The organism is Halorubrum yunnanense, assembly GCF_026586675.1.
In the GTDB taxonomy this organism is placed as follows: Archaea; Halobacteriota; Halobacteria; order Halobacteriales; family Haloferacaceae; genus Halorubrum; species Halorubrum yunnanense.
This window is the reverse complement of record NZ_JAODIX010000011.1, coordinates 13,560-31,324: the sequence shown is the minus strand read 5'-3', so window position 1 is coordinate 31,324 and position 17,765 is coordinate 13,560. Positions and strand designations below refer to the sequence as shown.

Annotated in this window: 16 protein-coding genes, 1 tRNA gene and 2 pseudogenes; 14 read left to right on the top strand and 5 right to left on the bottom strand. The window is 69.2% G+C overall.

Features of this window, described 5'->3' with window-relative positions; translation table 11 throughout:
* The first annotated feature begins 247 nt into the window (after window positions 1-247).
* Window positions 248-332: transfer RNA gene (locus tag N5096_RS02785), tRNA-Ser, on the top strand.
* 45 nt (window positions 333-377) lie between these two features.
* Here N5096_RS02785 and N5096_RS02780 read toward each other — a convergent pair.
* Window positions 378-689: a DUF8081 domain-containing protein gene (locus N5096_RS02780; protein ID WP_267662812.1), complete on the bottom strand. Its 312-nt coding sequence runs from the start codon at window positions 687-689 to the stop codon at window positions 378-380.
* A 62-nt stretch (window positions 690-751) separates the two neighbouring features.
* Complete coding sequence (locus tag N5096_RS02775) at window positions 752-2,302, bottom strand: (R)-citramalate synthase (protein WP_267662811.1); 1,551 nt, start codon at window positions 2,300-2,302, stop codon at window positions 752-754.
* 280 nt (window positions 2,303-2,582) lie between these two features.
* On the opposite strand from N5096_RS02775, the pseudogene N5096_RS16300 reads away from it, so the two are divergent.
* Window positions 2,583-2,672, top strand: a pseudogene (locus N5096_RS16300) (cupin domain-containing protein); the annotation flags it as partial.
* A gap of 4 nt (window positions 2,673-2,676) precedes the next feature.
* Here the strand turns inward: N5096_RS16300 and N5096_RS02770 are convergent.
* Both N5096_RS02770 and N5096_RS02765 read right to left on the bottom strand, forming a co-directional pair.
* Window positions 2,677-3,336, bottom strand: a complete 660-nt coding sequence (locus tag N5096_RS02770; RefSeq protein WP_267662810.1) for a hypothetical protein — start codon at window positions 3,334-3,336, stop codon at window positions 2,677-2,679.
* A 301-nt stretch (window positions 3,337-3,637) separates the two neighbouring features.
* Entirely contained in the window at window positions 3,638-4,282 is a 645-nt protein-coding gene (locus tag N5096_RS02765) for a hypothetical protein (RefSeq protein WP_267662809.1), read from the bottom strand.
* A gap of 248 nt (window positions 4,283-4,530) precedes the next feature.
* Here N5096_RS02765 and N5096_RS02760 point away from each other — a divergent pair, with 248 nt between their 5' ends.
* From N5096_RS02760 to N5096_RS02740, 5 genes are all read left to right on the top strand, one after another.
* A complete protein-coding gene (locus tag N5096_RS02760; protein WP_267662808.1) occupies window positions 4,531-5,907 on the top strand; it encodes an outer membrane protein assembly factor BamB family protein in 1,377 nt (458 codons plus the stop codon).
* A gap of 89 nt (window positions 5,908-5,996) precedes the next feature.
* Window positions 5,997-6,581: a biotin transporter BioY gene (locus N5096_RS02755; RefSeq protein ID WP_267662807.1), complete on the top strand. Its 585-nt coding sequence runs from the start codon at window positions 5,997-5,999 to the stop codon at window positions 6,579-6,581.
* A 55-nt stretch (window positions 6,582-6,636) separates the two neighbouring features.
* Window positions 6,637-7,401, top strand: coding sequence for an energy-coupling factor ABC transporter ATP-binding protein (locus tag N5096_RS02750; RefSeq protein ID WP_267662806.1), 765 nt, complete (start codon window positions 6,637-6,639; stop codon window positions 7,399-7,401).
* Window positions 7,398-8,111 carry an energy-coupling factor transporter transmembrane component T family protein gene (locus tag N5096_RS02745; RefSeq protein WP_267662805.1) on the top strand — a complete coding sequence of 238 codons (714 nt, stop codon included), beginning with the start codon at window positions 7,398-7,400 and terminating at the stop codon, window positions 8,109-8,111. Before N5096_RS02750 ends, N5096_RS02745 begins: the two co-directional genes overlap by 4 nt.
* 58 nt (window positions 8,112-8,169) lie before the next feature.
* Window positions 8,170-10,341, top strand: coding sequence for a heterodisulfide reductase-related iron-sulfur binding cluster (locus N5096_RS02740; RefSeq protein WP_267662804.1), 2,172 nt, complete (start codon window positions 8,170-8,172; stop codon window positions 10,339-10,341).
* A gap of 82 nt (window positions 10,342-10,423) precedes the next feature.
* Here N5096_RS02740 and N5096_RS02735 read toward each other — a convergent pair.
* Window positions 10,424-10,708: pseudogene (locus N5096_RS02735) on the bottom strand (DUF7853 family protein); the annotation flags it as partial.
* Between the two features lie 180 nt (window positions 10,709-10,888).
* On the opposite strand from N5096_RS02735, the gene N5096_RS02730 reads away from it, so the two are divergent.
* From N5096_RS02730 to N5096_RS02700, 7 genes are read left to right on the top strand one after another with little or no spacing between them, the layout of a single operon-like run.
* Window positions 10,889-11,926, top strand: a complete 1,038-nt coding sequence (locus N5096_RS02730; RefSeq protein WP_267662803.1) for a PstS family phosphate ABC transporter substrate-binding protein — start codon at window positions 10,889-10,891, stop codon at window positions 11,924-11,926.
* 48 nt (window positions 11,927-11,974) lie between these two features.
* A complete protein-coding gene (gene pstC, locus N5096_RS02725; protein ID WP_267662802.1) occupies window positions 11,975-12,976 on the top strand; it encodes a phosphate ABC transporter permease subunit PstC in 1,002 nt (333 codons plus the stop codon).
* Window position 12,977: 1 nt separating this feature from the next.
* Entirely contained in the window at window positions 12,978-14,600 is a 1,623-nt protein-coding gene (gene pstA, locus N5096_RS02720; protein ID WP_267662801.1) for a phosphate ABC transporter permease PstA, read from the top strand.
* Between the two features lie 3 nt (window positions 14,601-14,603).
* Window positions 14,604-15,440: a phosphate ABC transporter ATP-binding protein PstB gene (gene pstB / locus N5096_RS02715; RefSeq protein ID WP_267662800.1), complete on the top strand. Its 837-nt coding sequence runs from the start codon at window positions 14,604-14,606 to the stop codon at window positions 15,438-15,440.
* Complete coding sequence (gene phoU / locus N5096_RS02710) at window positions 15,440-16,138, top strand: phosphate signaling complex protein PhoU (protein WP_267662799.1); 699 nt, start codon at window positions 15,440-15,442, stop codon at window positions 16,136-16,138. The genes pstB and phoU overlap by 1 nt, the downstream gene beginning before the upstream one ends.
* A 38-nt stretch (window positions 16,139-16,176) precedes the next feature.
* Complete coding sequence (locus N5096_RS02705) at window positions 16,177-16,638, top strand: arsenate-mycothiol transferase ArsC (RefSeq protein WP_267662798.1); 462 nt, start codon at window positions 16,177-16,179, stop codon at window positions 16,636-16,638.
* 50 nt (window positions 16,639-16,688) lie between these two features.
* Window positions 16,689-17,741: a sodium:calcium antiporter gene (locus tag N5096_RS02700; RefSeq protein WP_267662797.1), complete on the top strand. Its 1,053-nt coding sequence runs from the start codon at window positions 16,689-16,691 to the stop codon at window positions 17,739-17,741.
* The last annotated feature ends 24 nt before the right edge of the window (window positions 17,742-17,765 follow it).

Genomic DNA, 17,765 nt, shown 5'->3' with positions numbered 1-17,765 from the left:
GCGGCTGGGGCTTTGGAGGCGTTCACCGGCGATCCAGTAGCGGCGATTTATAAGCGAGCGGCTGGGGCTTTGGAGGCGTTCACCGGCGATCCAGTAGCGGCGATTTATAAGCGAGCGGCTGGGGCTTTGGAGGCGTTAACGGCGTCGTCGTCGACGATATATAAGTAAGTGAAGCGGGGAAAGATCGACGCACCCGGTCGCGCCCGATCGAAACGCATAACAGCGGAACCGGCCAACCCGCAAGTGAGCCGAGGTAGCCTAGCCTGGCCAAGGCGGTAGATTCGAAATCTACTGTCCATTCGGACACCGGAGTTCAAATCTCCGCCTCGGCGCTTCTCTCTCGAACGCCGTATCGCGAGCGACGCGACGAGCGACCCCTACGGTTCCCCGCCCAGCGACTCCTGCCGGGGCGCGCGGTCGCCCCGCAGCCGACGCCGGCGCTTGTCGTAGGCCGCCTCCAGCTTCGCGTTCGTCGCCCGCGAGACGAGGTAGCAGTCGACGTCGTCGCCGTCGCGGGGATGCGCGCTCGCGACCCAGACGTGGCCGTCCCCCGTCGAGAGGTCGGCCGCCCAGCGCTCGGCGGCCGCGCGGCTCTCGAACGCGTGGCGGGGGCCGTCCTCGAAGACGAGCCGCCCCACCTTCGCGTTGCGCTTTCGCGCCGATGGCTTCACCGCGACGACGACGCTCACGGGCGACATTCGGGCGTCGTCGCTTAAAAACCTCGTCAGACGCGCTCGCGGCGGCCCCTCGCTCAGTCGTCGGCGAGCGATGGCGCGTCCGGGACGGACCCGTCCTCGGCGGCGGCCGAGAGCAGGCGGTCGAGCCCGTCGACCATCGCGACGACGCTGGCGCGGGTGATGTCCGCGTCGGTCGAGGAGACCGAGACGGAGCGGTCGCCCCGCGAGAGGTCGACCTCGACGGTGACGACCGCGTCGGTGCCGCCCGTGATCGCGTCGACGTGGTAGGAGTTCAGGTCGAAGGAGACGCCCTCGCCGGATGAATCGCCCGCCAGCGCGGCCCGCACGGCCTCGAGGCCAGCGTCGACCGGCCCGGCGCCCGTGCCGGAGGCGACGCGCTCCTCGTCGGCGACGCGGAGCCGGACCGACGCCGTCGGGAGGTTCCCGCCGGAGGTGGCCGAGAGGTCGACGAGCTCGACGCGGCGGTCGCGCTCGCGGCCCTGCACGTCCTCGGTGATCGCGAGCAGGTCGGCGTCGGTGACGCGCTTCCCGCGGTCCCCGAGCTCCTTGACCCGGCTCACGACCGCGCTCAGCTCGTCGGCGTCGACCGCGACGTCGTGCTCGGCGAGCGCGGCCTTGACGCCCGCGCGGCCGGCGTGTTTGCCGAGAACGAGCCGGCGCTCGCGGCCCACGGTCTCCGGCGGGTACGGCTCGTACATCGTCCCGTCCTTCAGGGTGCCGTCGGTGTGGATCCCGGACTCGTGGGCGAAGGCGTTGGACCCGCAGACCGCCTTGTTCGGGGGGAGCGCGACGCCCGTGGCCTCCGAGACGGTCCGGCAGAGCCGGTAGAGCCGGGGGAGGTCAACGGTGTCCACGTCGTACGACCGGGCAAGCGCGACGGCGACCTCCTCGAGGGCGACGTTGCCGGCGCGCTCGCCGACGCCCATCACGGTGCCGTGGACGGTGTCGGCGCCCGCCCGCAGCCCGGCGTGGACGTTCGCCACGCCGAAGCCGAGGTCGTCGTGGGTGTGGAGGCTCGTTGGGCCGAGGTCCGCGAGCCGAGAGACGACCTCGGCGGTGCGTTCCGGGTCGGCCGCACCGACGGTGTCGCAGTAGCAGATCCGGTCCGCGCCGGCGTCGAGGCCGGCCCCGAGCAGGCGGTCGAGGTAGTCGAGGTCGGCGCGGGAGCCGTCCTCGCCGAGCACCTCGACCCACAGGCCGTGGTCCGTGGCGTACTCGACGAGCTCGACGGTGGTGTCGACCACCTCGTCACGGGTCGAGCCGACCTTCGTCTCGACGTGCTTGTCCGAGGCGGGGACGACGAGGTTGATTCCGTCGACGCCGCAGTCGAGCGCGTGGTCGACGTCCCGCTTCACGCCGCGGGCGAAGCTCGTCACGGCCGCGTCGAGCCCCTCGCCCGCGACTCGGCGGATGGCCTCGCGCTCGCCCTCCGAGGTGCACGCCGAGCCGGCCTCAATCAGGTGCATCCCCGCGGCGTCGAGCTCGCGGGCGACGTCGACCTTCTCGGCCGGCGTCAGCGAGACGCCCGGCATCTGCTCGCCGTCGCGCAGGGTGGTGTCTAACAGCTGTACCTCGTCGAGGTCGGTGAGTGGTGTTCGGGTCAAAAGGGAGTCCGTCGTCTCTGCGGTGGGTTCGGAGCCGGTGCCGCCGCGGGGCGGTCGTGCCCCGGAGTCGTTATTCTCGGAGAATTTCGCGGCCAGCCGCCGCGAGGCGACTTCCTCTATCCTCCGAACGACCACGATCGTCTCGTGTCATTCGTGTCCGTGCCGACGCGTCTCACACATATAAACGAACGGGTCGGAACAGGTTTGGCCAACGGATCGTCGGCGAGGTCGGGGGTTCGGCGAGGATTCGTCGGTGGGAGGCCGTCCGCGAGGATTCGTCGGCGAGGAGGTCCCGCACGCGACGGAGCTGACCGACGAGGGGCGGTTCCGGTTCACCTGTTCGGAGTGCGGGACGTCGTTCTCGCCGTGAGGAGCTACCCGAGGAGCGACCGGAACGACCGGCGACCGACGCCGCACTGCCCCCGGTAGTCGCAGGCGGAACACCGGTCGTCGTCGACCCGCGACGGCGGGCCGTCGATCGCGCGAGCGGCCCGCAGCGCCCGCCGGTAGGCGGCCTTCTTGCGGGTCGTGAGTCGGACCTCGCGCACGGCGCCGACGCTCGGGTACTCGACTAGCGCGCGCGGCACCTCGCGCTCGCGCTCCCACGCGAGCGCCTTCGCGGCGGCGACGGCCCTGACCGACTGAGGCTCCCAGACGCCGTTTTCCGGTGGCTCGCCCGGCGAGACGACCGTGGGGACGGGCGGATCGTCGCCGGTGGGGGAGAGCACCTTATGTATCGTTCCGTGGCAGTCCTTCCCGGAGACGAACGCGCGCTCGCGCTCGGGGTCAGCGAGCCGGTCGTAGTCGTCGCGCTCCCGAAGCCGGTCGAGGTTCCGCCGGTAGGCGGCGGGGGAGCGTCGGAGCGGGAGCCGCCGGAGCGTCGCGTCCGGCGCGTCGGCGAGCGCGGGGTAGCGATATGCGAGGTCCGTCCGGGCGCGGGCGTCGGGTGGAACCGCCCGGTCGTCCTCGCGGCGGGCGTAGTAGAGCTGTCGCGGGCAGTAGGCCGCGCGGGCCACGTCGCTGAATGGGGTCACGGGGTGGTTGGGCGCGGTTTCGCTTATAAATGGTCGAGTGCGAGTCGACGGCGGACGCCTCCAAAGCTCCGGCCGCGGCGGACGGTTCGGCGCGGACGGCGCCACGGCGGACGGCCCGGCGCAGGCGGCGCCACCCCGGGCCGCCGCCTTCGACGAGAGTCGGCGGTTCCACGGGGGCCGGGGCGTGGCGCTGCCGACGTCGCGGGCGCGCCGCTTCGTTCTAAACGCGCACGAGTGAGCGTGGACGGTCGGATAACTCTGAGAAAGCCGCGGACCGGCATGCCGCCTCGGCGTGCGGTATTTATAAGGAAACGTCCGTCTCGATGTCCTCGGTCGCCTCCTTCAGGCCGTCGTCGCGGGCGGTTTCGGCGTGGTTGCCCTCGATCTCGGCGTCGGTGAGGAGGTCGCGGAGCTCGTCGCGGAAGCGCTCGTTCGCCCGGGTGGCGGTCAGGTCGACGCGGGCGACGCGCGCGTACTTCGCGACGGCGTCGGGATCGCCGTCGAGCGCCTCCGCGCACTCGACGATAGAGCGCCCCTCGGCGGTGAGCGACTTCAGGTCCGCGTACTCGAACGGCCCGTCGTCGACCTCGCGGTCGGCCTCGCGCACGAGGTGGAGGTCGAAGCGGGCGTCCCGGACCGTCTCGGGCTCGACGTCGACCGGCTCGGCGGACGCCTCGCCGTTCTCGGCGAGCGCGGCGGCCACGGCAGCGTCGTCGTCCAGTTCGAAGTGACCGCGGGCGATCCGAACGTAGGTCGCGTCGTCGAGGTCGGTCGAGAAGTCGTACCGCTCGCGCATCGCGGCGACCAGCTCGCGGGCGCGCTCGCCGAGGGCGGCCTCGTCCCGGTCGGTGAGGCTCCCGGGTGATTCCGCCTGCCGCTCGGTGACCGTGTCGGACCCGGTGGCCTCGACGAAGATGTCGCGGAGCTCGGCGGTTTTCTCGTCCATTGACGAGGCAGTCGGGTCGGCGGACCAATAAGCGTGTCGTCGGCATTCCGTCCGAGCGGCGCTCACGGCGGGGTTAGCGCGGTGGAAGGCGTCTCGACGCCCCGCGCCTGACGTACGCTCCCGGCCGCGATCGGTCGGAGTGAGCGTCCCGCAGACACGGCCCGTCACGGGCGCGGCCGTCCCGGGGCGGCGTGGGCAGACCTACGGGGAGCGGTACGCCTACGTGACAGAGGATCGTAGAAGAACATATGGGAGTCACTACCGAGTGGACGACCACCGTTCCTGACGCGGGGTGGATCCGGGCTGAGGGCGCTTCAGATGTCGGCCTCGTATACGTGAACACGGACAACGCGCTGCGGGCCCTGGACGTCTCGACGGGGGAGACCGCGTGGACGTCGGAGGCGGAAAACGCGTTCACGAGCGACGACGGAACCGTGTACCTGACCGCCGGCCCGACGCTGTGGGCGTGCGACCGGGACACCGGGGCGACAAGGTGGGAGTACGTCGCTCCCGACCCGATCGACGACGTCCGACGTACCGAGACGGGCCGGACGTACGTCGAGTGTACGGACCTCGGCGACGACACGGGCCACGTGACGGCCGTCTCCGGAGACGGAACCGAGCTGTGGACGCGCTCCACGGGGTACTCCGGAGACCTGTTCACCTCGGACGGCAAGCCGTACGTCGTCGACACCGACGAGAACGTCCACCGGCTCGATCCGGACACGGGGGGGTCGGTCTGGTCGTACGGCGCCGACCGTATCTTCGAGACCGTCCAAGACGGTACCACGTTGCTGTTCCACGGGTACGACGGGATCGTCGCGCTCGACCTGCGCACGGGCGACGAGGTCTGGTCGGTTCCGTTCAGCGACTACTGCTGGACGTTCGATATCGACGACCGATCGCTGTACGTCGGGACGAACAGCTCGGTGACTCAGGAGAATAACACGCTTCGATCGATCGATCTCGACACGGGACGCGAACGCTGGGTGGCGGAGTCAGAGGGGTGGATCCTGGGTTCGTTTGAGATGGACGGAGACACCGCGTACGTCGGCGGCGAGGAGGGGTCTATCGTCGCGTTCAGTAAGCGCACCGGAAAGGAGCGCTGGCAGTCGACGCTCGGCGGCGAAGTCTGGACGATCCGGGTCGGACGCGGAATCGTGTTCGCGGGGTCGAAAGAGGACGGAGAGATGGGGTGCGCGTTCGACGCTCGTTCGGGCGAGCGGCTGTGGTCGCTCAGCTCGGACCCGACCGACGAGTGGGGCGTGGGGATCGAGTTCGTCGCGGACTACGTAGTCCAGACCCGATCGGAGGCGTTCCGGGCGCTCGACCCGTCCGACGGAGCGCTCGTACTGGAACGGCCCGGGGGAGTCACCGAGTCGCACGGGGACGCGCTGTTCGCCGTCGACGAAGACGAGATCAGCGCGTACTCCCTTGCGGACGACGTCGAGCTGTTCGCCCGGGACGCGTCGGGCACGGAGGTCTTCGTCGACGACGACTCGGGGACCGACACGCGGGTCTTCGCCGGCGACGACGGGGATACGCGGTTCTGTCCGCGGTGCGGGTCGTCGATCGACCCGGACCTCGACCCGTCGTTCTGCCCGGAGTGCGGCGCGGAGCTGTGACGACCGAGCCGACCCCTCGGGCGCGGGGTCGGTGATTCGGCCCGTCGTCAACCAGTATTTTCAAGTCGGTTTACGAGTTTGTCGCGCACATGGCAACCAACACGGAGTCGGTGGAGCTCGTCGGCGATGAGGCCGCGACGAACCTCGCCCGCGCGGCGCTGTTCGCGGCGCTCGTCGGCGCGTTCGCGTACGTATCGTTCCCGTTCCCGCTCTCGCCCGCGCCGGTGACGCTGCAGGTACTCGGCGTCTTCCTCGCCGGGATCTACCTCGGTCCGGTGTGGGGCGGCGCGGCGCTCGCCTTCTACCTGCTCGCCGGGGCGCTCGGCGCCCCGGTGTTCGCGAACGGCTCCGCCGGTGTCGGCGTACTCGTCGGCTCGACGGCCGGCTACCTCTGGTCGTACCCGATCGCCGCGGCGCTGGTCGGGGCGGTCGTCCACCGCGGGACCGACCTCCGCGACCTCGACGCGGTCGGAGTCGGGACCCTCGTCGGCGCGACGGCGGCCGGCGTCGTCGTTATCTACGCGTTCGGCGTCGTCGGGCTGGCGGTCGTGCTCCCCGAGCTCACTCTCGCGGAGGCGTTCGTCACCGGTGCAGCCGTGTTCCTCCCCGCGGAGGCCGCGAAGGTCGCTGCCGCGGTCGGGGTCGTGCGCTCGGACGCCATCGCGGCCGCGTGAGGCGAGAGCGTGAGCGATTCCGAGGCGGGAGCGTGAGCGATTCCGAGGCGGGAGCGTGATCGACGTCAACGGCGTCACCTGTCGGTACGGGGACGGGTCGGACGACGGGGCCGTCACCGCCGTCGACGACGTCTCCCTCTCGGTTCCCGACGGCGAGTTTCTCGTCGTCGCGGGCGCGAACGGCTCCGGGAAGACGACGCTCGTCCGGACGTTCAACGGGCTCGCGACGCCGGACGCGGGGACGGTCGCGGTCAACGGGACGCCCGTCGCGGACGACCTCGTTGCCGCCCGGACCGCGGTCGGGATGGTGTTCCAGGACCCTCGCGACCAGCTTGTCGCGGCCACCGTCGGCGCCGACGTCGCGTTCGGCCCGGAGAATCTGGGGCTCGCGCACGAGGAGATCGACCGCCGGGTCGCGGCGGCGCTCGACGCTGTCAACATGGCCGGGCGCGGGGAGGACCGAATCGCGTCGCTGTCGGGCGGCGAGCGCGAGCGCGTCGCGATCGCCGGCGCCCTCGCGATGGAGCCCGACCACCTCGTCCTCGACGAGCCGTTCACCGGGCTCGACGAGCCGGCCCGCCGCTCGGTCGTGGACCGCCTTCGCGAGCGTCGCCGCGCGGGAACGAGCGTGATCGTCGTCACCCACGACCTCCGCGACGTCCTCGGGCTCGCGGACCGGGTGGTGGGACTGGCGGACGGGCGGGTTGCGGTCGACGCTGCTCCGGAGGCGGCGGTCGGCGACCTGCCGGGATTGGACGTCCGAGTGCCCGCGGGAGCCGCCGGGACCCGCGCCGGCGAGACCTCCGCGTCGGACCCGTGACGCTCTCGTACGCCCCCGGCGACTCGCTCGCCCACCGGCTCGATCCGCGATCGAAACTCCTCGTACAGGCCGGCTTCGCGGCCGCGGCGTACGCGTACACGACGCCCCGCGGGCTCGCGGCGCTCACGCTCCTCGCCGTCGCCTGCCTCTCCTTCGCCGAAGGCGGCCCGCGCGACGTGTGGACCTACCGGTTCGCGTTCCCGGTGCTCGCACTCGCGCCCCTCGTCGCCGGCGCGACGCTCGGCGCGCCGTGGTTCCGACCCGAGCGCGCCGCGGCCACGGGGCTCGCGAGCTATCGGGTGCTGCTCATCCTTGTCGTCGCCGCGGGGTACGTCCGGTCGACGCCGGTCCGGGAGTCGCGCGCGGCGCTCCAGCGCACGGTGCCGGGCAGGGCGGGGCAGTTCCTCGGCGTCGGCGTCGCGCTCGTCTTCCGGTTCCTGCCCCTCCTGAAGCGGGACCTGCTGACGGCGCGCGAGGCGATACGAGCGCGCGGCGGCGGCGCGCTCCCGGTCCGGGATCGGATGCGGCTCGTCGCGGTCGCGGGCGTCAATCGGGCGTTCGGACGGGCGGACCGGCTCGGGACCGCGCTGAACGCGCGGTGTTTCGCCTGGAACCCGACGCTCCCGCGGCTCGCGTTCGGGCGGGGAGACGCGGTCGCGCTGGCGGTCGGGTGCGGACTCCTCGCGGCGGCGGTCGTCAGAGCGCTCTGAGGGAGCGCGACTCCGCGTTGTGGCAAGTTTTAACCCCGCCGTATCCGGCTAATCTACCATGACTCCCTTGCAGGCGGCCACCCGGGAGACGTTCTGGACGATCGGCCCGGTGGGGAAGGCCGCGTTCTACTGGCTCGCCGCGGTCGCGATCCTCGTGTTCTGCTACGGCGTGTACGCTCGGTTCGCGGCGTACGCCCGCGGGAGCGCGGACCCCCGCGACCGGCTGTCGGAGCTCCCGTCGCGGGTCGTCGCGGCGACGAGGACCGTCATGTCGAACGAGAACCAGTTCGACGGCGACGCGTACGCCGGCGTGATGCACACGTTCGTGCTGTGGGGCTTCCTCACCCTGCTCGTCGCGACGACGATCCTCGGGTTCGACATCGACCTCTACCGCCCGATCGCGGGCGAGTCGTTCTGGGTCGGCGACTTCTACTTGGCCTACCAGTTCGTCGTCGACGCGTTCGGCCTGCTGTTCGTCGTCGGCGTCGGGATGGCCATGTACCGCCGCTACCGCGAGCGCGACGGGCGACTGTGGGGGAAACACACCTCGCTGGAGGACGACGCGTTCGTCTGGACCCTCTTCGCGCTCGGTGTCGGCGGCTTCGTCGTGCAGGCGCTCGGCATCGTCGGCCAGCCCGCGCGCGCGGACGAGACGGTGAGTTTCATCGGGATGGCGATGGCGGCCGGCTTCCGGGGGCTGGGCCTGACGGCCGCCGGCGCCGAGGCGATATATGGCGTCGTCTGGTGGAGCCACTCCCTTCTGGCGTTCGCCTTCATCGCGTGGATCCCGTACGCGAAGCCGTTCCACATGATCTCCTCGTTCGCGAACGTCGTCGCCCGCGACGAGAAGGCGGGCGCCCGCCTCCCGAACGTGCCGGCCGACCTCGACCACACCAACGCGGAGTCGCTCGACGACTTCACCTGGAAGGAGCTGATGGACGGCGACGCCTGCACGAAGTGCGGCCGGTGTACCGACGCCTGCCCGGCCGACACGGTCGGCCGGAACCTCGACCCGCGGAACGTCATTCTGGATTTAAAGGCGTACCGCGAGTCCGTCACCGACGACCCGGTGGCCGGCCACCGAGAGGAGATGGCGACAGACGGGGGGACCGCGGCCTCCGACGGCGGAACGGTCCCCATCGTCGCCGACGAGGGCGGGGTCGTCGACGCGGAGTCGATGGAGTCCTGCATGTCGTGTATGGCCTGCATGGACGCCTGCCCGGTCGACATCGAACACCTCACCTCGTTCACGAAGATGAACCGCCAGCTCGTCGACGAGGGCGCGGTCGACTCGAACCTCCAGGGGATGTTCCAAGACGTCATGCAGAAGGGGAACTCCTTCGGCGAGTCGCAGTCGGCCCGCGGCGACTGGGCGGACGACCTGGACGACGTGGAGGTCCCGGACGCCCGCGAGCGCGAGGTGGAATACCTCTGGTACGTCGGCGACTACCCCAGCTTCGACGACCGGAACAAAAAGGTCGCCCGGGCGCTCGGGCGCCTGTTCGACGAGGCCGACGTGTCGTTCGGAATCCTCTTCGACGACGAGAAGACCGACGGCAACGACATCCGCCGGATCGGCGAGGAGTTCCTCTACCTCGAACTGGCGGGCCACCACGTCGAAACGTTCGCCGGCTGCGAGTTCGACTCGATCGTCTGTACGGACCCGCACTCGTACAACACGATCAAAAACGAGTACCCCGAGGTCGACTTCGCCGAGTTCGCCGACGACCCGATGATGCCGTTCGACCGCGAGGCGCCGTGGAACGCCGACGGCGGGATTGACGTCTTCCACTGGACGCAGGTGGTCGAGGAGCTGGTCGACGAGGGGCGGCTCGGCCTCGCCGGCGACGAGCTGGCGTACACCGTCACCTACCACGACCCCTGTCACCTCGGTCGGTACAACGACGAGTACGAGGCGCCCCGCGAGCTGATCCGGGCGACCGGCGCCGACCTCCACGAGATGCCGCGTTCGCGCGATGACTCGTTCTGCTGTGGCGGCGGCGGCGGCGGCCTTTGGACCGAACACGAGGAGGACGTCAAGCCGAGCGAGGAGCGCCTGCGCGAGGCGGTCGAGGACACCGACGCCGGCGACGCGATCGAGAAGTTCGTCGTCGCCTGTCCGATGTGTACGACGATGTTCGAGGACGGCCGGAAGACGGGCGACTTCGAGGACGACGTGGAGATCGTCGACGTCGCGGAGCTGCTGATCGAGGCGGTGGAGGCGGAGTGACCGGGGCGGCGGGGTCGTGGCCGGGTCGAACCGGAGCGGCGGGCCGGCTCAGACGTTCGAGTCGGCGGCGCGAGAGGCCGAACGACTCGACCGCCTCGTCGACCCGCCGCAACAGCGCCCGTCCCGGCGCCCGGTCGCGCACGGGGGCGTCGCCGAGGTAGTCGACCAGCGCGTCGCGGAGGAGCACGGCGCCGTCCGAGGTGAGCGCGCGGTCGCGCTCGATACGGTGGATCGGTCGGCACTGGGCGGGGGCGTCGTCGGCGTCGACCACGGTCGCGCCCGCATCGAGCAGGGCGGTGTGGGCGACCCACGCCTCCTCGCGGGAGAGCGAGAGTCGGATCCGGTCTCCGTTCCTCGGGGAGGCCATGCTCCCGGTCTTCGCACGGAGGGTCTTAGACATACGCCGGCGTGAGCGCGAACGCCGCGCGCTCCGGCCGTCGCGGTCGCAGAGCGATCTATATAGCGTACATAGTTCACCCGAGCGGTACCCTCCGAACAGTACCCCTCATAGCATACTACTTATGTCGAAGACGCCCTCGATCAGGTGATGGCATCAAGCCACGACGCGGACGGGAACGGCATCACGCGGCGGAAATCGCTTGCGGCGCTCGCCGGTGTGGGTGCACTCGGGCTTGCGGGATGTACGTCCGACAGTGGGGGAGACGGGAGCGACGGTAGCTCTGGAGACGGCTCCGAGAGCCTCTCCGGAGACATCCGGATCTCCGGAAGCAGTACGGTCTACCCGGTCGCTCAGGAGGTCACTCGTCAGTTCTCCGAGCAGCACTCCGAGGTCGACTTCAACCTCACTCGGGACGGCAGCGGCGGCGGGTTCAACAACGTGTTCATCCCCGGCGACAGCGACATGAACAACGCGAGCCGACCCATCACCGAGAACGAGCTCCAGCGCTGCCGCGACAACGGCATCGAGCCGGTCGAGTTCTTCCTCGCGCAGGACGCTCTCACCGTGGTCGTCAACAACGAGGCCGACTTCATCGACTCCATTTCGCTGGAGGACCTCGGGACGATCTGGTCGCCGGACACCAAACCCGAAACGTGGGCGGACGTCAACTCCGACTGGCCTGACGAGCCGTTCGACCTCTACGGACCGGCGAGTACGTCGGGCACGTACGACTACTTCATCGAGGCGGTCATCGGGGAGACCGAGGCGGACCAGGACATTCGCGAGGACTTCGAGGGGACCGAGGAGGACGACCTAATCGCGCAGGGCGTCTCCGGTAACCAGTACGCGCTCGGCTACCTCCCCTTCGCGTACTATACGAACAACCCGGACTCGGTCAAGGCGCTCAGCCTCAGCGAGGGCGGCAGTGAGCCGGTCGAGCCGAGCCTCGAAGGCGCACAGAGCGGGAACTACCCGCTCGCTCGGCCGCTGTTCACCTACGGCCACATGGGCAAGATCCAGGAGAAGAACCACCTTCAGGAGTTCATCCGCTACTACATCAACGAGGCCGACGAGGACTACATCGCCCAGGACATCGGCTACGTCCCGAGCAGCAGTGACATGGTCGAGGCCAACCTCACCGCCCTCGAAGAGGCGATCGCCGGCGAGTACGAGTACAGCGCGTAGCGCTCGAAAGGGAACGCTGATTACACACCTCACGTTTTACCAACCTGCATGAGCAAGGAATCGGAGAGCGGGGTCGGGTCGCTCCAACGGAGCGGATTCGTCGTCCGAAAGGAACGATTCTACGGCCGTCTGATCGCGGCGTGCGCCGTCCTGACGATACTCGTAACCGTCGGGATCATCCTGGCGCTGTCGGGACGAGCGCTCTCGTTCTGGTCGCAGATATCACCGATCGCGTTTTTTACCGGGACGAGCTGGAGTCCCGTCATCGCCGAGTCGTACGGCGTGCTCCCGCTGGTAAGCGGGACCCTCATCGTCACCGTCTTCTCGGCGCTGATCGCGCTCCCGGTCGGGTTGGCGGCGGCGATCTACCTCAGCGAGTACGCGAGTGATAAAGCCCGATCGATACTGAAGCCGGCCCTGGAGATCCTCGCCGGCGTGCCCACCGTCATCTACGGCTACATGGCGCTCGTGTACGTCACACCGATGATCGACAGCTTCCTCCCGATTTCCGTACAGATTATTCCGCCGGGCGTGTCGGTTCTCCCGGAGTTCACGCTCGTTATGCCGTCTCTCGGGACGTTCAACGCGCTGTCCGCGAGCATCGTCGTCGGGATCATGATTATCCCGATGGTCTCGTCGATCAGCGAGGACGCGCTGAGCGCGGTGCCGGACAGCCTCAGACAGGGCGGCTACGGGCTCGGGTCGACGAAGTTCGACGTCTCGACGCGGATCGTCGTCCCGTCGGCGACCTCCGGTATCGTCGCGTCGTACGTGCTCGCGATCTCGCGGGCCATCGGCGAGACGATGGCCGTCACGATGGCGATGGGGATGAGCCCGCAGATGCCGTACTTCCCGAACGTCCTCCGCAACCTCGCGGAGTCGAGTCAGACCATCACGGCGGCGATGGTTCAGATCGCCGGCGCCGACTCGTACGGCGGCGGCCCCACCTACGAGGCGCTGTTCGCGCTCGGGCTGACGCTGTTCGCGATCACGCTGACGATGAACATCCTCGCCGAACTCGTCAGACGGCGGTTCCGGGAGGAGTACTAATATGGCTACAGAAGAGACTACCAGCGACCAACTCGGACAAAGCACGGCACTCCGGATCCAGCAGCTGAAAGGACAGCTCTTCGAGGTCGCGCTCGTCGCGGCGACGCTCGTCGGGATCGTCTCGCTGCTCGTGTTGTTCGCACAGATCTCGAACGACGCGTTCCGGCCGAGAACGGCGTCTTCCACGTGGTTCCTCGTCTACTTCGGTACTCTCGTAGCGCCAACGGCCGCGTTCACGCTGTACGCCCGTCGGCGGCCGGCAGTGCGGACGGCGAACGCCCTGGCGTTCGCGGCGGTGTTCGGGGGGCTCCTTCTGAGCTTCGTCACGTACGTCGTCGTCGACGCGCTCAGCCCCTACGACGTGTTTATTTACGCGTTCTTCGCGTCGCTCCCCCCGGTACTCGTCTTGGCGTACGACCGGACGACTGACGAGCGGACGTACACCGGACCGCTCATCCCCGTGTCGATCATCGTCGGCGTCGGCGTCGCGGCGCTGGTGGATGGTCCGATCAGCGGGCCGCTCGGGGTCGCCGCGGAGTGGATCATGTACTTCGGTCTCGTCACCGTTCCGGCGGCGCTCCTCGTCGCGTGGCTAACCGCTTCCCGCCGCGGTCGCCGCACCGGCGCCGTCGCCGGCGGCGTCGTCGCCGCGGGCGGCCTCGCCGTCGCCGTGGCGTCGATAGCCGCTGGGGTTGACGCGTCGCTTCCCATCGTTGTCTTCTCGGCGTTTGCCGTCCCCACGGGGTACGTCACCTGGTGGTCGGTCAAGACGAATCCGGAGGGACGCGTCGGCATCGCCGGGCCGTTCGTCATCCTCGGCGGCGTGCTGCTCGGTGCCTCCCTCGTCGACCGCCTCGGGATCGAGAGTCCGGACTCGTACCTCACGCCGACCCTGATTTTGGAGTCGTGGGACGGACTGACCGCGAGTAACGCGGGCGTCTACCCGCAAATCGTCGGATCGATCATCATCGTCGGGTTCATGGCGGTCCTCGCGTTCCCGGTCGGAATCGGCGCGGCGATATACCTCGAGGAGTACGCGCCAGACACCGGGCTCCGCGGTCGACTCGCGACGCTTCTGGAGGTGAACATCTCGAACCTCGCCGGCGTCCCCTCGGTCGTGTACGGGCTGCTCGGGCTCGCGCTGTTCCGGCGGACGCTCGGGTTCGGGACCGGTATCGTCGTCTCCGCGGCCGGGACGCTCGGCCTCCTCATCCTCCCCATCGTCATCGTCTCGACGCAGGAGGCGCTGCGGTCCGTCCCCAACGACCTTCGGCAGGGGTCGTACGGCATGGGCGCGAGCCGGTGGCAGACGCTCCGCGAGGTCGTCTTGCCCGAAGCGATTCCCGGGACCCTCACCGGGACGATCCTCGCGCTGGCGCGAGCGATCGGCGAGACCGCGCCGCTCGTGATCATCGCGGTCGCCACCACGAAGTACAGTCCGCCGAGCGGGCTGTTCTCCAGCGCGACGGCGCTCCCGCTCCAGATCTTCGCCGCGTCGGCGAACGCGAAGCCCGAGTTCCGACACGGGGTTGTTCCGGCGGCCGCCGTGGTGTTGCTCGTACTGATGCTGTTGATGAACGCGACGGCAATCGTTATCCGGAACAAGTACGGACGTACGAACTAACAAATGAGCGAATCAGACAGTTCCCCGAAGATACAGACGACGATCGAGACCGGCGACGAGGAGTCGCGACACGCTCCCCTCAACGCCCGAGACACGGTCATCGAAACGCGTGACTTGGACGTATACTACGGCGAAGAACAGGCGTTAGACGGCGTTTCGATGGAGATAAACGAGCACGACGTGACCGCGCTGATCGGCCCCTCGGGCTGTGGCAAGTCGACGTTCCTCCGGTGTATCAACCGGATGAACGACATGATCGAGGTCTGCCGGGTCGAAGGCGACGTGGAGTTCGGCGGGAAGAACGTGTACGACGACGACGTCGACCCGGTCGCGCTGCGCCGGAAGATCGGGATCGTCTTCCAGAAGCCGAACCCGTTCCCGAAGTCGATTCGCGACAACGTCGCGTACGGCCTGAAGATCCAGGGGTACGAGGGCGACATCGACGAGCGCGTCGAGGAGTCGCTCAAGCGCGCCGCGCTCTGGGACGAGGTGAAAGACCAGCTCGACTCCTCGGGGCTCGACCTCTCGGGCGGGCAACAACAGCGGCTCTGTATCGCCCGGGCGATCGCGCCCGACCCGGAGGTCATCCTGATGGACGAGCCGACCTCGGCGCTCGACCCCGTCGCGGCCTCGAAGATCGAGGACCTCATCGACGATCTGGCGGAGGAGTACACCGTCATCATCGTCACGCACAACATGCAGCAGGCGGCGCGCATCTCCGACCGGACCGCCGTCTTCCTCACCGGCGGCCGGCTCGTCGAGTACGACGACACCACGAAGATCTTCGAGGACCCCGAGGAACAGCGCGTCGAGGACTACATCACGGGGAAGTTCGGATAATGCCCCGCGAGAACTACCAGGAACAGCTCGACGAGCTCCGGACCGACGTGGTCGCGATGGGGGACTTGGTCCTCGACCGGTACGAGACCGCACTCCGCGCGGCCGAGACGGGCGACGACGACCTCGCCGACGAGGTGATCGGCGGCGACCACGTCGTCAACGACCGCTACCTCGAACTGGAGGAGAACTGCACGGAGCTGCTCGCGCTCCAGCAGCCCGTAGCCGGGGACCTCCGGCTGGTGGCGGCCTCGTTCAAGATCATCACCGACCTCGAACGCATCGGCGACCTGGCGACGAACATCGCCGCGTACGGCGGCGAGGAGGGCGGGATCCACTCGGCCGTCGACTTCCGCGGACTCGGCGACGCGGCCGGCGAGATGGTCGCCGACGCGGTCGCGGCCTACGAGACGTCCGATCCCGACGCCTGTCGCGAGATCGACGTCCGGGACGACGACCTCGACGAGCGGTGTCGGCGGGCCAGCGAGTCGGTCGTCCGAGAGCTCCTCGAGGCGGACCGCGCCCGCGCCGCGACCAACGGGACCGCAGAGCCGGAACCCGACCACCTGGCCGACGCGCTCGACGACGTCTCCCGCGCCCTCCTCGCGATCCGTGACCTCGAACGCGTCGGCGACCACGCGGTGAACATCGCCGCGCGGACGCTGTTCATGATCGAGAGCGACGACGAGCTGATCTACTGAGCGGCGAGCGGCGGCGGCCGACCGAGACTCACCACACTATGACGGGACCCACCGACACCACCGACGGCGAACAGGCAGACAGCGCGACCGTCCTGACGTTCATGTGCGTCCGGAACGCCGGCCGGAGCCAGATGGCGACGGCGTTCGCGGAGCGCGAGCGCGACCGACGGGGGCTGGACGACGCGGTCGAGGTCGTCACGGGAGGCACCGCCCCCGCGGACAGCGTCCACGACGTGGTCGTCGAGGCGCTCGCGGAGGTCGACCTCGACGTGAACGGGCGGACGCCGCGACACGTTTCGGACGAGACGCTCGCCGCGTCCGACTTCGTCGCCACGATGGGGTGTTCGACGCTGGAGCTGGACGGGGTCGACACCGACGACTGGGACCTCGACGACCCGGGCGAGCGCCCGATCGAGGAGGTCCGCGAGATCCGCGACGAGGTCGAGCGCCGCGTGGTCGCCGTCTTCGACGAGCGGTTCGGCGAGCGCGACGGCGAGTAGGGGGGGTCGCCTCCGGAAGTGATAATCGTCTCCCGCCGTGGTAAGGAGACGTGACCGTACTGCAGGAGCTCATCGGGGACCAGTCGCTCGCCGTCTGGATCGCGTTGGGCGCGATCGGGTTCCTGCTGACCTGGAAGGGCGCGAACGTCATCGAGTCGACGACCTCGAAGATCAGCGACCACTTCGGCGTCTCGCAGGCGATCCAGGGCGGGCTCATCGTCGCCGCCGCGACGTCGTTCCCCGAGCTCGCGATCATCATCATCTCGGTGGTCGTGCTCGGCGACTTCGGCGTCGGCGCCGGAGCGCTCATCGGGACGGCGGTGTTCAATATCCTGGTCATCCCGGCCGCCGTCGCCATCACGAGCGGCGACACGACGACGACGCAGGGGATCGTCTACCGCGACGCCATCTTCTACATGGTCGCCGTCCTCGCCCTCTTCGGCGTGATCGCGCTCGGCGTCCTCGGGACCGACGGGCGGGAGCTCGCTCGGATCACCCCGCAGATGGGCGTCGGCCTGCTGGTGTTGTACGGCGTGTACGTCATCCTGCTCGCCGGCGGGAAGAGCGGCGCGTCGGACCTGAAGCGGACCGAATCGACGAACGTCCCCAAGCAGGCGGGGCTGTTCGCGGCCGGGCTGGTCGTCGTGCTCGTCGGGGTCGAGGCGATGGTCAGTATGACGGTGCAGATCTCGGCCGCGCTCGGCGCGCCGTCGTTCCTCGTCTCCGTGACGGTGTTGTCGGTGCTGAGCTCGTTCCCGGACCTGCTCGTCGGCGTGAAGATGGGGAATGCCGGCGACAAGCGGGCGGCGATCGCGAACGTCTTCGGGACGAACACGTTCAACCTCGTCGCGGCGCTGCCGATCGGCGTCATCCTCGCCGGTGGCGTTTCGATCGGCTTTCTCACCTCCGTGCCGCTACTGCTCTTCCTGTTTTACACCACCCTGATCGTCGTGGTGCTGGCCGCGACGGACTTCGAGATCACCACCGAGGAGGGGTACGTGTTCCTCGCGATGTACCTCCTCTTCCTCGGCTGGATGACGGCCGAGGCGTTCGGCGTCACCACGCTGCTGACAGAGTCGACGCTCCGGACGATCGTCGGATGAGCGACCCGTGAGCCGCCCCGGTCC

Excerpts from the sequence above, each read along its gene's own strand:
- N5096_RS02765 (WP_267662809.1), bottom strand. The coding sequence starts at position 4,282 with ATGGACGAGAAAACCGCCGAGCTCCGCGACATCTTCGTCGAGGCCACC.
- N5096_RS02760 (WP_267662808.1), top strand. The coding sequence starts at position 4,531 with ATGGGAGTCACTACCGAGTGGACGACCACCGTTCCTGACGCGGGGTGG.
- N5096_RS02755 (WP_267662807.1), top strand. The coding sequence starts at position 5,997 with ATGGCAACCAACACGGAGTCGGTGGAGCTCGTCGGCGATGAGGCCGCG.
- N5096_RS02740 (WP_267662804.1), top strand. The coding sequence starts at position 8,170 with ATGACTCCCTTGCAGGCGGCCACCCGGGAGACGTTCTGGACGATCGGC.
- N5096_RS02730 (WP_267662803.1), top strand. The coding sequence starts at position 10,889 with ATGGCATCAAGCCACGACGCGGACGGGAACGGCATCACGCGGCGGAAA.
- pstC (WP_267662802.1), top strand. The coding sequence starts at position 11,975 with ATGAGCAAGGAATCGGAGAGCGGGGTCGGGTCGCTCCAACGGAGCGGA.
- pstA (WP_267662801.1), top strand. The coding sequence starts at position 12,978 with ATGGCTACAGAAGAGACTACCAGCGACCAACTCGGACAAAGCACGGCA.
- pstB (WP_267662800.1), top strand. The coding sequence starts at position 14,604 with ATGAGCGAATCAGACAGTTCCCCGAAGATACAGACGACGATCGAGACC.
- phoU (WP_267662799.1), top strand. The coding sequence starts at position 15,440 with ATGCCCCGCGAGAACTACCAGGAACAGCTCGACGAGCTCCGGACCGAC.
- N5096_RS02705 (WP_267662798.1), top strand. The coding sequence starts at position 16,177 with ATGACGGGACCCACCGACACCACCGACGGCGAACAGGCAGACAGCGCG.